The organism is Streptomyces sp. NPDC002144, from assembly GCF_053593695.1.
The window spans coordinates 125,007-137,630 of sequence record NZ_JBSFDB010000013.1; the positions used below are offsets into that span (position 1 = coordinate 125,007).

General features: G+C 71.7%; 14 protein-coding genes. 6 read left to right on the forward strand and 8 right to left on the reverse strand.

Features of this window, described 5'->3' with window-relative positions; all coding sequences use genetic code 11:
- Window positions 1-2: 2 nt before the first annotated feature.
- From argC to ACWCQ1_RS21225, 4 genes are read right to left on the reverse strand one after another with little or no spacing between them, the layout of a single operon-like run.
- Complete coding sequence (argC, locus tag ACWCQ1_RS21210) at window positions 3-1,031, reverse strand: N-acetyl-gamma-glutamyl-phosphate reductase (protein WP_358607578.1); 1,029 nt, start codon at window positions 1,029-1,031, stop codon at window positions 3-5.
- Window positions 1,032-1,076: 45 nt separating this feature from the next.
- Window positions 1,077-1,469, reverse strand: coding sequence for a GtrA family protein (locus ACWCQ1_RS21215; RefSeq protein WP_133044956.1), 393 nt, complete (start codon window positions 1,467-1,469; stop codon window positions 1,077-1,079).
- Window positions 1,470-1,480: 11 nt separating this feature from the next.
- Complete coding sequence (locus tag ACWCQ1_RS21220) at window positions 1,481-2,431, reverse strand: glycosyltransferase family 2 protein (protein WP_358607988.1); 951 nt, start codon at window positions 2,429-2,431, stop codon at window positions 1,481-1,483.
- A 22-nt stretch (window positions 2,432-2,453) separates the two neighbouring features.
- Window positions 2,454-5,069 (reverse strand): YfhO family protein, encoded by a 2,616-nt coding sequence (locus ACWCQ1_RS21225; protein ID WP_451027100.1) that lies wholly within the window; start codon window positions 5,067-5,069, stop codon window positions 2,454-2,456.
- 230 nt (window positions 5,070-5,299) lie between these two features.
- Between ACWCQ1_RS21225 and ACWCQ1_RS21230 the strand changes: the two genes are divergently transcribed.
- Both ACWCQ1_RS21230 and ACWCQ1_RS21235 read left to right on the forward strand, forming a co-directional pair.
- Window positions 5,300-5,557, forward strand: a complete 258-nt coding sequence (locus ACWCQ1_RS21230; protein ID WP_358607982.1) for a hypothetical protein — start codon at window positions 5,300-5,302, stop codon at window positions 5,555-5,557.
- The gene (locus tag ACWCQ1_RS21235; protein WP_451027101.1) at window positions 5,557-6,000 is read left to right on the forward strand and encodes a DUF6314 family protein; all 444 of its coding nucleotides are present in this window, start codon (window positions 5,557-5,559) and stop codon (window positions 5,998-6,000) included. Before ACWCQ1_RS21230 ends, ACWCQ1_RS21235 begins: the two co-directional genes overlap by 1 nt.
- Here ACWCQ1_RS21235 and ACWCQ1_RS21240 read toward each other — a convergent pair.
- The 3 genes from ACWCQ1_RS21240 to ACWCQ1_RS21250 all read right to left on the reverse strand — a co-directional run bounded on the left by ACWCQ1_RS21240 (window position 5,982) and on the right by ACWCQ1_RS21250 (window position 8,593).
- Window positions 5,982-6,575, reverse strand: coding sequence for a histidine phosphatase family protein (locus tag ACWCQ1_RS21240; RefSeq protein ID WP_133044961.1), 594 nt, complete (start codon window positions 6,573-6,575; stop codon window positions 5,982-5,984). The genes ACWCQ1_RS21235 and ACWCQ1_RS21240 overlap by 19 nt on opposite strands.
- Window positions 6,576-6,678: 103 nt before the next feature.
- Window positions 6,679-7,116 (reverse strand): GNAT family N-acetyltransferase, encoded by a 438-nt coding sequence (locus ACWCQ1_RS21245; protein WP_451027102.1) that lies wholly within the window; start codon window positions 7,114-7,116, stop codon window positions 6,679-6,681.
- Window positions 7,117-7,156: 40 nt separating this feature from the next.
- Complete coding sequence (locus ACWCQ1_RS21250) at window positions 7,157-8,593, reverse strand: aminotransferase-like domain-containing protein (protein ID WP_358607978.1); 1,437 nt, start codon at window positions 8,591-8,593, stop codon at window positions 7,157-7,159.
- On the opposite strand from ACWCQ1_RS21250, the gene ACWCQ1_RS21255 reads away from it, so the two are divergent.
- Window positions 8,592-9,524: a DMT family transporter gene (locus ACWCQ1_RS21255; RefSeq protein WP_451027103.1), complete on the forward strand. Its 933-nt coding sequence runs from the start codon at window positions 8,592-8,594 to the stop codon at window positions 9,522-9,524. The genes ACWCQ1_RS21250 and ACWCQ1_RS21255 overlap by 2 nt on opposite strands.
- A gap of 90 nt (window positions 9,525-9,614) precedes the next feature.
- A complete protein-coding gene (locus tag ACWCQ1_RS21260) occupies window positions 9,615-9,809 on the forward strand; it encodes a DUF1918 domain-containing protein (RefSeq protein ID WP_133044965.1) in 195 nt (64 codons plus the stop codon).
- A gap of 9 nt (window positions 9,810-9,818) precedes the next feature.
- On the opposite strand, the gene ACWCQ1_RS21265 is transcribed toward ACWCQ1_RS21260, so the two are convergent.
- Window positions 9,819-11,093 carry a glycoside hydrolase family 10 protein gene (locus ACWCQ1_RS21265; RefSeq protein WP_451027104.1) on the reverse strand — a complete coding sequence of 425 codons (1,275 nt, stop codon included), beginning with the start codon at window positions 11,091-11,093 and terminating at the stop codon, window positions 9,819-9,821.
- Window positions 11,094-11,280: 187 nt separating this feature from the next.
- Here ACWCQ1_RS21265 and ACWCQ1_RS21270 point away from each other — a divergent pair, with 187 nt between their 5' ends.
- Window positions 11,281-12,141: a 3-hydroxybutyryl-CoA dehydrogenase gene (locus ACWCQ1_RS21270; protein ID WP_133044967.1), complete on the forward strand. Its 861-nt coding sequence runs from the start codon at window positions 11,281-11,283 to the stop codon at window positions 12,139-12,141.
- Window positions 12,142-12,365: 224 nt separating this feature from the next.
- Complete coding sequence (locus ACWCQ1_RS21275) at window positions 12,366-12,623, forward strand: hypothetical protein (protein WP_133044968.1); 258 nt, start codon at window positions 12,366-12,368, stop codon at window positions 12,621-12,623.
- Window position 12,624: the final 1 nt, after the last annotated feature.

Genomic DNA, 12,624 nt, shown 5'->3' on the forward strand with positions numbered 1-12,624 from the left:
GCTCACGGTGCGACTCCGATCGTGGAAAGACCCGTCGTCTCGTCGAGCCCGAGGGCGAGGTTCATGCTCTGGACGGCACCGCCCGCGGTGCCCTTGGTCAGGTTGTCGATGGCGCTGATCGCGATGATGCGGCCGGCGGCCTCGTCGTACGCGACCTGCACCTGAACGGCGTTGGAACCGTGGACGGACGCCGTGGCCGGCCACTGGCCCTCGGGCAGCAGGTGGACGAAGGGCTCGTCGGCGTAGGCCTTCTCGTAGGCGGCGCGGACGGATTCCGCCGTCGCTCCGGCGACCGCCTTGGCGCTGCACGTGGCGAGGATGCCGCGGGACATCGGCGCGAGGGTCGGGGTGAAGGAGACGGAGACCCGCTCCCCCGCGGCCGCGCTGAGGTTCTGGACGATCTCCGGGGTGTGCCGGTGGCCGCCGCCGACGCCGTACGGCGACATGGAGCCCATGACCTCACTGCCCAGCAGATGCGGCTTGGGCGTCTTACCCGCGCCGGAGGTGCCGGAGGCGGCGACGATCACGGCCTCGTTCTCGGCGAGGGCGGCGGCGTAGGCCGGGAAGAGGGCCAGCGAGGCGGCCGTCGGGTAGCAACCGGGTACCGCGATGCGCTTGGACCCCGCGAGCGCGGCGCGGGCACCCGGCAGTTCGGGGAGGCCGTAGGGCCAGGTCCCGGCGTGCGCGGAGCCGTAGAACCGCTCCCAGTCGGCCGGGTCCTGCAGCCGGAAGTCGGCGCCCATGTCCACGACCAGGACGTCCGGGCCGAGCTGTTCGGCGACGGCGGCGGACTGGCCGTGGGGCAGGGCGAGGAAGACGACGTCGTGGCCGGCGAGGACGTCGGCGGTGGTCTCCTCGAGCACCCGGCCGGCCAGCGGCAGCAGGTGCGGCTGGAGCGCGCCGAGCGTCTGGCCGGCGTTGGAGTTGCCGGTCAGGGCGCCGATCTCGACCTCGGGGTGCGTGAGCAGCAGACGCAGGAGCTCTCCGCCCGCGTATCCGCTCGCCCCGGCCACCGCCGCACGTACCGCCATGTCATCCTCCTCCTGGATGGCATGACTATACGTTTCGCTGCACGTTTATGCAATCCGCGTGGGCTCCGCCTCCACCAGGGCGTTCTCCGCCTTCGGCAGCATGATCCAGCGCGAGACGACGAAGGTGATCGGGATCGCCGCCATGGAGGCGATCAGCGGGGCGTACCGGCTGCCGAGCCCCAGGAGGTCGACGAGCACGTAGACCCCCACCGTGGTGACCACGAAGTTCGCGGCGTTGGTGAGGGGGAACAGCAGGAATTTCCGCCAGGTGGGCCGCGTCCGGTAGGTGAACCTCGCGTTCAGGAAAAAGGAGCCGACCATGCTGAGCGCGGTCGCCAGAATATGGGCGACAAGATAAGGGAAACGCGGGAGGAACAGCAGGTAAAAACCGTAGTAAGTGCCGGTGTTCACCACGCCTATGACGGCGAAGGTCAGCATCTGCCGAGAGATCACGGAATGAGGTCTTTCGCTCGTTTCACATTGGTCGCCTTCACCAGGAAGTGCGGACGTCCCTTGACCTCGTAGTAGATCCGCCCGGTGTACTCCCCGATCACGCCCAGCATGATCATCTGTACTCCGGCCAGTCCGGTGAGGGCCGTGATGATGGTGACATAGCCGGGCGTCGACACGCCGTTGATGATGGCGGCGCCCACGATCCACGCGGTGTACGCGGCCGCGCACAGCAGCAGGGCGAAGCCGAGGTGCAGGGCGGCGCGCAGCGGACGGTTGTTGAAGGAGATCAGTCCGTCCAGGCCGTAGTTGAGCAGGCTGCGCATGCTCCAGGAGCTGCGGCCGGCCTCGCGGACGGCGTTCTCGTAGTCGAAGGTGGTGCTGGGGAAGCCGACCCAGGCGAACAGGCCCTTGGAGAAGCGGTTGTACTCGGTGAGGTCCACGACCGCGTCCACCACGCGCCGCGACAGCAGCCGGAAGTCGCCCACGCCGTCCTTGAGTTCGACGTCCACGAGGCGGTTCACGAGCCGGTAGTACAGGCGCGCGGTGAGGGTGCGGGTGAAGCGGTCTCCGGTGCGGGTGCGGCGGGCGATGACCTGGTCGTAGCCCTCGGCGTGCAGCTCGATCATGCGCTTGATGAGCTCCGGCGGGTGCTGGAGGTCGGAGTCCATGACGACCACGCAGTCGCCGGAGGCGTGGCGCAGACCGGCGAGCAGGGCCGCCTCCTTGCCGAAGTTACGGCTGAAGGACACGTACCGCACCCGGGCGTCGAGGTCGGCCAGCTTCTCCAGGACCAGGAGCGTGCGGTCGCGGCTGCCGTCGTCGACGTACACGAACTCCATGTCGTGGCCGAGCGGCAGCAGGTCCTCCGCGACCTTCTGGACCGCCTCGTGGAAGCGTTCTATGACGTCTTCCTCGTTGTAGCAGGGCGCGACGATCGATATGAGCATGGGTTTTCCCCCTGAGTGCGGGTCAGAGTGCGCCGGACACGCGCTCGCGCGGCCGGATCGTGGCGGACGAGGAGGGCTCGGGGGTACGCCGTCGGCGGACGGCGGTGAGGACGCCGAGCAGGGCCAGGGTCAGCAGCGAGGCCGCCCCGACGACCGTGCCGAGCCGCAGCCCGGGCGGACGGAAGGTGCAGGTGAGGCTGGTCGATTCGCCGTCGAGCGGGACGGCGATCAGACCGTGGAACTCCTTGGCCGGCTGGGCGTCGCCGCCGCCCGCCGCACAGCGCCAGCCCGCGATGCGGGGCGCCGCGACCACGGCGGTTCCCTTGCTGCCCGCGGGGAGTTCCGCGTGGATCGTGCCGTCGGAGACGGTGACCCGGGTGGCGCCGGTGGCCTTGAGATGGTCGACGGCGGAGCGCAGCCGCCCGGTGTCCAGGCAGCCCACGGCGCCGTCCGGGACGAGACCGGGGCGGTTGGGGGTCAGGGTGATGCGCAGCCGCCCGGACGAGGGGACCTGGCCGAGCGGCTCCATGGCGGCGCGGTTGCGGGGGTGGAGCGAGCGGAAGCGTGCGGTGTCCTCGCCCAGCCGCGCGGTGCCGGAGAAGCGGGGGGCCCAGAGGTAGGCCTGGCCGCCGGCCGGGCAGCGAGCCGTGATCACCGGCTTCTTCGCGGCGTTCCCGGAGCCCACCCGGCCGCCCTGGACCGGCTGCCCGGCGTCGTCCCGCAGGGTGATCGGGGGGACGGTGTAGACGCGGGAGCCCAGCAGCAGCTCCTGGTTGCGGTACGGCGACTCGCCGAAGCCGCCGGCGGCCGCAGCGGAGGGCCGTACCGTCACCAGCGGCGGTACGGCCTCCCGGGAGACGGTCGGTGCGGTGCCGTCCTGCGGGAACCAGTCCTGGTGCGGGTCGGGCGGTGACTGCACCCGGGCGCCGATCGAGAAGATCGCGTCGGTCACGGCGTTGTCGAGGCTCTGCAGGCTGCGGCCGCGGGAGGTCCAGCCGCCGCCGAGAGCGGTGAGCGTGCGGCTGAGGACGTTCGAGGTGAGGCTGCTGTAGTACTGGGCGCCCTGGCCGCCGACCAGCATCGGATCGTTGGCGACGGTCTGCTCGCGGCCCGCGTCGGTGCGGTACGCCGGCCAGTCGTCCGTCTGCGCGATCAGCTCCGACTGCCGCTCCTGCCGCTGACCCCAGGGCGCGTAGTTGTCCATGTGCCGCAGCCGCTGCCGGGAGGCGTCGGCGGAGGTGGCCATGGCCTCCCCGAACTGGCCGCCGAACAGCAGGGCCACCGCGAGGACGGTGAACGCGGTACGGAGTCCGCGCCTGGCGGTCGTGTCGGAGGCGGTGTCCGCGAGCCGCAGCAGCACCAGTCCGCCCAGCGCGCCGACGACGGCGAGTGACAGCACCACCCAGGTGAGGTGCTGCACCAGGGCACTGCGGCTGGCGACGGCGGTGATCAGCGCCAGCAGGCCGGTCGCCGCGCCCAGGGCACGCCAGTCCGGCGGCCCGTACGACAGCGCGTGCCAGGCGGCGACCACCACCAGGCCGCACAGCACGAACGCCTGCCGGTACGGGCTGCCCTGCGGGGTGGCGAAGGCGTGCCAGACCAGATGGGTCGGCTCCCACTGCAGCGACAGCGTCACCACGACGACCAGTGCCGTCCAGGCGACGCGCACCCGCACCGGGACCGCCCGGTGGAAGGGCAGGGCGAGGGCGAGCAGAAGGGCCGCGGTGCCCGCGTAGAGCGCGGGACTGCCGAAGGTGTACGTCGTCGGCAGCAGCCGCGCCAGCAGGTCCTCCGTCGACACGGGCGTGAAGTGCACGACGCGGCCCGGGTAGGCGTGCTTGGTGCCGAAGTAGATGACCGTCACCAGCGGGGCGGCCAGGCCCACGCCCAACGCGACGGTGGCGGCGGCGCGGCCTGCGGCCCGCAGCCGCTGCCTGCGCGAGAGGTCGGACTGCCACAGCCTGAGCAGCAGCACCAGACCGGCGGCGAGGGTGGCCATGTAGGCGGTGTAGAAGTTGGCGATCCACGCCTCCGTCACCACCAGCACGCCGAGCAGCGGCCGCCGGCGCCGCAGCGTCCACTCGCCGACCAGGCAGAACAGCGGCAGCGCGATGAGGCCGTCGAGCCACATCGGGTTGTACGAGGCGACGGCCACGCTCCAGCCGCACAGCCCGTACGAGGCGCCCAGCAGCCCCGCCCCCCACCAGCGCCCGGAGCGCAGGCTCAGCAGCAGCCAGGCCATGGCGGCGCCGGCGGTGGCCGTTTTCAGCACGGTGATCACGTACACCGCGAGGTCGATCTCGTGCCGTGGGAAGACGCCGACGAGCAGGGCGAACGGGCTGCTGAGGTAGGTGCCGAGGTCGGGCAGGAAGCTGGAGCCGAAGCCGGACTGCCAGTTGACGAAGAGGCCGCCGTCGGCCTTGCCGTGCAGCAGGTCCCACAGGTGGGCGTGGAAGGGTACGTACTGGTTGCCGAGGTCGTTGACGTCGCGGGTGCGGGGTCCGAAGGGGTAGCTGCGGGCCGCCGCGTCGGCCGCGCAGAACACGGCGGTGGTGAGGACCGCCGCGAGCAGCGCGGCAGCCCCCCTGGTCCTGAAGCGGCCGCCCGAAACGGCTTTGGACAGGGTCGAGCGGCTCATTCCTTGGTACTCCCCGCGGGTTATCGATTCGACGGCTTAGACGGTCCATGAATGCGATCGGTTGTTCCGTACGCGGAAAGAAATCAAGCCGATTCCGAATGCCCCTCCGGGTTTACGTATGGGTCGGTTAACGGCCGGGAAACAGCAATTTCCCGGCGCGTAATTTAATGATGAATTCGCAGGGAGATGTCCGGCCGAGGGGCTGATGCGAGGAGCGTAGGGTCAGGGGTATGGATGCGCTGATGCCCTATCTCGTCGTGGTCGGCTGCCTGGGGCTCGTCATGGCGTCCTTCGCCGGGTTCGCCCGTCTGATCCACAGGCGTGGCTCCGCCGGCGGCGGGCTGGGCGGGGCACTGGCGGCGTACGAGGAGGCCTTCCGGGCCACCGGCCACGCCTCGCACTACGAACTCCGGGCACAGGCGGAGCGTGGGGATGCCGTCGAATCGCCGGACCGGTTGCGCGGCCGGCGCTGGAAGAAGGGTCGCTGATGCGGGAGTTCTGGCCCGTGGCGGACGTGCTGGGGTATCTGGCGGGGCGGTGGCGGGTGGATCGTGTCGTGCGTGATCTCGCCGGCGGGGACCAGGGGCGCTTCGAAGGGGGTACCGCGTTCAGTCCGCTGGAGGGCGGTGGGCTGCTGTACGTCGAGGCCGGTACGTTCGTCTGGCAGGGGGTCGCGCGGCCCGCCGAGCGGACTCTGCGTTTCCTGCCGGGGAGCGCGCCGGGGACGGCCGATGTCCGCTTCGGTGACGGGCGGCCCTTCCACCACATGGATCTCAGCACCGGCCGGCATGTGGCCGACCACCCCTGCGCGGCCGATCTCTACCGCGGCGAGTTCACCGTTTGGGACGCGGACCACTGGCGGACGGTGTGGCGGGTGGGCGGTCCGGCCAAGGACCTCCTGCTGACGACCGACTACGCCCGGGTCGGCTGAGCCGGCACCCCGTCGAAGCGGAGGTTCCAGCGCCCGGCGTGGCCGGTGACGGTGGTCGTCGACAGGGGGCGGACGTCGATGTTCCAGTACGTGGACGGCGGCGCCTTCAGCGCGTACACCAGGGCGGCCCGGATGACGGACGGCTCGGCCACGGCGACGATCCGCCCGCCGTCGTCGACGGGCCGGGTGTCGAGCCAGTTGCCCACCCGGGAGATGAACTCCACCAGCGACTCGCCTCCGTGCGGGACGGCACGCGGGTCGGCGAGCCAGGCGTCCACCGCCTCCGGCTCGCGGGCCATCGCCTCGCCGAGGGTCAGCCCCCGCCAGCGGCCCATGTCGCAGTCGCGCAGCGCCAGCTGCACCAGGGGGGCGTACCCGAGGGCGTCGCCGGTGGCGCGGCTGCGGGGCGTGGGCGAGCAGTAGCGCAGCTCGGCCGCCGCCAGGGGGATCAGGTCCGGGGCGACGCGCAGCACCTCGTCCCACCCGGCCTGGTCGAGCGGCCGGTCGTCCTCGAAGCGCTCCGCGAGCAGCGGGGAGCTGCGCGCGGCGGCGACGAACGTGACCCGAAGTTGCATGCGGCGATGGTGAGTCGCGAGAGTGCGCAGGTCAAGGGCTGTTGCGCGCGAGTGACCCAGGGTGGCCGAGAACTTACTTCAAGGTCAGGACCTGGCGGACATTTCACTCCAGGACCAGCGCCATCCAGATGCCGGGCCGGGCGAGCGGCTCGAAACCGAGCTTGGCGTAAACGCCGTGCGCGTCGGCCGTGGCGAGCAGGATGCGCCGCAGCCCGAAGGGCAGCAGGTGGTCGCGTACGGCGCCCACCATCGCCGTACCGATGTCCTTGCCGCGCACGGACCGGTCGACGTAGACGTCGCACAGCCAGGCGAAGGTCGCCCGGTCGGTGACGACCCGGGCATAAGCCACCTGATCACCCGAAACCAGGTCATACACTCCGAAGTTGAGCGACGAGGCGACCGCCTGATCGTGCTTCTCACGCGGGCGGCCCTTCGCCCAGTACGCGTCGGTGGACAGCCACCGGTGCACCCGGTCGGCGTCGAGACGGTCGGGGTCGGTGGATATCTCGTAGCCGTCGGGAAGGCTCGGGGCGTCGTTCATGGCGGGATGCTCGCAGGACGCGGCGGCCGGCGTCGAACGGTTATCCCAGCACTTCGTCGCAGGCCGTGCGCAGGCGCCGTACCCCTTCGGTGATCTCCCCCGTCCCCGCGACCGCGGCGAAGCTCAACCGGACGTGGGCGGCCGGGGGTTCGGCGCTGAAGTAGGGGCGGCCGGGGGTGATGGCGACGCCCGCGCGCAGGGCGGCCGAGGTCAGCGCGCCGTCGTCGCTGCCGTCGGGCAGGCGCAGCCAGAGGTGGTAGCCGCCGGAGGGGATGTGCGGCAGGGCGAGTTCGGGCAGGTCGAGGCGGAGGGCCGCGGTCATGGCGTCCCGGCGGGTCTTCAACTGCGCCGAGATCGCGCGGAGATGGCGGGGCCAGGCCGGCGAGCCGACGAGTTCGAGGGCCGCTTCCTGGAGCGGTCGGGGGACGAAGAAGGTGTCGACGACCTGGATGGCGCGCAGGCGTTCGAGGACCGGGCCGCGGGCGGCGAGCGCGCTGACCCGGAAGCTCGGCGAGGTCGCCTTGGTCAGCGAGCCGACGTGGACGACGACTCCGTCGGGGTCGTCGGCGACGAGCGGGCTCGGCAGCGGTCCGGCGTCCTCGTGCACGAGCCGTCGTACGAAGTCGTCCTCCACGACGAAGGCGCCGGCCGCGCGCGCGATGCCCAGCACCTCGGCCCGGCGGCCGGGGGCGAGGACCGCGCCGGTCGGGTTCTGGAACAGGGGCTGGCAGACGAGGACACGGGCGCCGGTCGCGCGGAAGGCGTCGGCGAGGAGGGACGGCCGGACGCCGTCGGGGTCCACGGGGACCGGTACCGGGCGCAGGCCGGCCGACCGGGCGATCGCCAACATGCCCGGGTAGGTGGGTGATTCGACGAGCACCGGCGCTCCCGGCGGGGCGAGGGCGCGCAGGGCCGTCGTCAGCGCGGACTGGCCGCCCGCCGTGATCAGCACCTCCGCCGCGGTGACCCCGCCGCCGAGGCCGCGCGCGAACCACTCGCGCAGTTCCGGCAGTCCCTCCATCGGTGGCCGCCCCCAGGCCCCGGGCCGGCGTCCCGCACGCGCCAGGGCGGCCGCCATCGCCCGCTCCGGCTGCAGGGAGGGATGCAGATAGCCGCCGTTGAACTCGATGACGCCGGGCGGCGGCGCGGCGAGGGACACCACCACGCCGGAGGCGTCCACCGTGCGCGGTACGAGGTCGGCGGCGCCGTCCGCGCTCAGGGCGACCTCCTGCCAGGAGGTGTCTCCGGCGGGAGCGGTGGCGGCGCGCGGCTCGGCGCGGTAGGCGCCGGCGCCGGGCCGGGTGACGACCAGGCCCTCCGCGGCGAGCTGGGCGAGGGCGCGGGAGACGGTCACCGGGCTGACCCGGAACCGCTCGACCAGGGCACGGCTCGACGGGAGCTTTCCACCGGATGGATAGCGGTCGAGTTCCCGCTTCAGCAGATTCGCCAGTTCTCCGACACTGCTACGCTCTTGCATGAGAGCACAGAGTAGCGCTACTGCGGCCACACGGATAGCAGTCGACCCCCCGGTCGCCCTCCCCTCGAAGGCGCCGGGCACCGGGGGAACCCTCCAGGCCGCCCTCGGCGTCACCGCCTTCTCGCTCACCTTCCCGGCCACCGCCTGGGGACTGGAGGGGTTCGGGCCCTGGGCGCTGGTCGCGGTGCGGTGTGTGCTGGCCGCGGTCATCGCGGGCGGGTGTCTGCTGGTCCTGCCGGTGCCGGTGCCGCAGCGGCGGCACTGGGCGGGGCTCGCGGTGGTCGCCGCGGGAGTGGTGGTCGGGTTCCCACTGCTGACCACGCTCGCGCTGCGGACGTCCACCACCGCGCACGCGGCCGTCGTGGTCGGGCTGCTGCCGCTGACGACCGCGCTGCTGTCCGCGCTGCGCATGGGCAGCCGGCCCTCGCGCACCTTCTGGGCGGCGGCGCTCGCGGGCGCCGCCGCGGTCGTCACGTTCACCGTGCAGCAGAGCGGCGGGGCGCTGACGGCCGCCGATCTCTATCTGTTCGCCGCCCTGTTGGTGTGCGCGGCCGGGTACACCGAGGGCGGCCGGCTGGCCCGGGTGATGCCGGGCTGGCAGGTGATCGGCTGGGCTCTGGTGCTGTGTCTGCCGGCCGCCGTGCCGGCCGCGGCGGTTGCCCTGTCGTACGAACCCGCGCACCTGACCGCGCACAGCGTGGCCGGGCTGCTGTGGGTGGCGGCGGGCTCGCAGTTCCTCGGTCTGGTCGTCTGGTACCGGGGCATGGCGGCCATCGGCATCCCCAGGGCGAGCCAGTTGCAGCTTGCCCAGCCCCTGCTCACACTGGTGTGGTCGGTGCTGCTGCTGGGCGAGCACCTGACGGTGGCCGCCCCGCTGACGGCCGCGGCGGTACTGGTGTGCATCGCCGTCACCCAGCGGGCGCGGGGTTGAGGACGTTCGGCCCGCTTCCCAGGAGGCCCCCGCGCCGTAGACTCAAGGCCACGGACCGCTGCTCCCGCAATTGGTGAGGAGGCCCTACAGATGCGTGCAACCGTGGGCGACCAGCTTGTCCAGCACGGCAGGGTGGTAGGCCAGCACGACAAGGTCGGCGAGATCGTCGAGATCCTGGGCCAGGAGGGCAATCCCCCGTACCGCGTCCGCTTCGAGGACGGGCACACGGGCATCTGCTCCCCCGGCCCGGACACCGAGATCCGCCACAGGGAAACACAACGCTGATCCGCCGGTTCAGCGCGGGGGTCTCGCCGGCCGCCGGTAGTGGTCGGCGACCACCCGTGCCATCGCGCCGATCCGGTCCCTCGCCACGTCCCCGGCGGCGAAGAAGGCATGCCCGCGGACCTGTGGGTACTTCGCGGCCAGGGTGAGGTGCCGGGACAGTTCGGCGGGGTCCTGCCAGGCGGCGGGCTGGGCCGGGTCACCGGCCTTGTAGAGCGCCTCGCCGATGTACAGCTGCGTCGGCGTTCCCTTGGCCACCTCCGCCCACCAGGGCACGAGCTTGGCGTAGTCGGCGGCGGCGAAGCCGATGTTCCAGTAGATCTGCGGGCAGATGTAGTCGATCCAGTGCTCGCGCACCCACTTGCGGGTGTCCGCGTGCAGGTCGTCGTACGTCTGCACCCCCGCCCTGGTGTCCGAGCCGCGCGAGTCGGTGGCGCTGTTGCGCCACACGCCGAACGGGCTGATACCGAACCGGGTGCCGGGGCGGGTCCGCCTGATCCTGGCCGCCGTCTCGCGCACCAGCTTGTCGATGTTGTCCCGACGCCAGGCGGCCCGGTCGGAGAAGGCGCCGCCGTAGCGGTCGTAGGCCTCGTCGTCGTCGAAGGTCTGGCCGGCCACCGGGTAGGGGTAGAAGTAGTCGTCGAAGTGGACGGCGTCGACCGGGTACTTCCGCACCGCGTCGAGGATCGCGTCCTCCACGAAGGCCCGCACCTGGGGCAGTCCGGGGTTGTAGTACATCTTCCCGCCGTAGGTCACCACCCAGTCCGGGTGCCTGCGCGCGGGGTGCGAGGCGACCAGCCTCGTCGGATCGGTGTGGTTGGCGATGCGGTACGGGTTGAACCAGGCGTGGAGTTCCAGGCCGCGCGCATGGGCCTCCTTCACCGCCGTGCCCAGCGGGTCCCAGCCCGGGGCCTTGCCCTGGGTGCCGGTGAGGACGTCCGACCAGGGCTCGTAGGGCGAGGGCCACAGCGCGTCGGCCGTCGGGCGGACCTGGAGGATCACGGCGTTGAGGCGGTCCTCGACGGCCCGGTCGAGGATCGCGGTCAGCTCGGCCTTCTGCCGGTCCACGGTCAGGCCCGGCCTGGACGGCCAGTCCCGGTTGGTCACGGTCGCCACCCACACGCCCCGCATCCGACCCGACGCCTTCCGCCGGCCCGAGTCGTCCGAGGTGTCCGAGCCGCCCGCCATCGCCGCACCGGCCGCCATCGCACCGCCCCCCGCCACGAGTGCCGACAGGGCCGTCACCGCGAACGCCCGCCGCGACAGCCGAGTCCTCCGGTGCAGCATTCCCCTACCTCCCGATGCCCAAGTGCGTGTCCGGGCGCGATTCTCGGCCCCGGCCGTGTCCCGCGTCAGACTGCCACGCGGTACCCGAACGATCGATCAACGATCGCCGGAGGTAACGTGCAGGTTTGGAGCAGGGACCGGACCACGGGGAGACCTGCCGGATTCGTAGATCAGCGAAGGGGACGATGTGACCGACATCGAGCGCGTCGGAGTGGTCGGCTGCGGCCAGATGGGAGCGGGCATCGCCGAGGTGTGCGCCCGGGCCGGACTGGATGTGAAGGTCGCCGAGACCACCGGTGAGGCCCTGGAGATCGGCCGGACCCGGCTGTTCAACTCCCTGTCCAAGGCGGCGGAGCGCGGCAAGATCACCGAGGAGGAGCTGGCGACGACCCAGGCGCGGCTCAGCTTCACCACCGACCTCGGCGAGTTCGCCGACCGGGATCTGGTGATCGAGGCCGTCGTGGAGAACGAGCAGGTGAAGACGGAGATCTTCCAGGTCCTCGACCAGGTGGTGACCCGGCCCGACGCGATCCTGGCCTCCAACACCTCCTCCATCCCGCTGGTGAAGCTGGCGGTGGCCACCTCGCGGCCGGACCAGATCGTCGGCATCCACTTCTTCAACCCCGCGCCGGTGCAGAAGCTCGTCGAGCTGATCCCCGCGCTCACCACGTCCGAGGGCACGCTCAGCCGCGCCCAGGTCTTCGCCGAGAAGGTCCTCGGCAAGCACGCGATCCGCGCCCAGGACCGCTCCGGCTTCGTGGTCAACGCGCTGCTCGTGCCGTATCTGCTCTCCGCGATCCGGATGTTCGAGTCGGGCATCGCAGGCCGCGAGGACATCGACAACGGCATGGAGATGGGCTGTGCCCACCCGATGGGCCCGCTGAAGCTGTCCGACCTGATCGGCCTCGACACCATCGTCTCCATCGCCAACTCGATGTACGAGGAGTACAAGGAGCCCCTGTACGCCGCTCCCCCGCTGCTGCAGCGCATGGTCGACGCGGGCCGGCTCGGCCGCAAGACCGGCTCGGGGTTCTACACCTACGGCTGACGACCGCCCGCCCGGTGCACAGTGCCCGCTCCAGGGTGCTGCTCACACAGTGCGACGAACAGGGGCCCGGCACTTTTCGGAGTGCCGGGCCCGCGCCGTTCACACGCCGTGTGCGCACCGGGCCCGCATATGCCGCCCGCACACTCTCCCCTCCTGCCCACCAGGCGAGTTGACTCATCATGCGCATGCAACTGATGAGAGACGAGCAAGGAAAGGAGCGGTTCGTGACCGCCGACCCCGAGCATTTGGTCGTCCAGGGAGAACTCGCAGAGTTACGACGCCGCCTCGACGTGGCGTACGCGCGTGTCGAGGGCGGACTGGCACTGCTCACCCATCGCACCGAGGAGACCTCCAAGGAACTGGACGAGCTGAACACCCGGCTCGTCACCCTGGAACACGCCCGCTGGCCGCTGCCCTCGATCGCGGCCGTCACGGCGGTGGGGGCCCTCGTCGTGGCGGTCTGGCAGGCACTGGGGCGCTGAC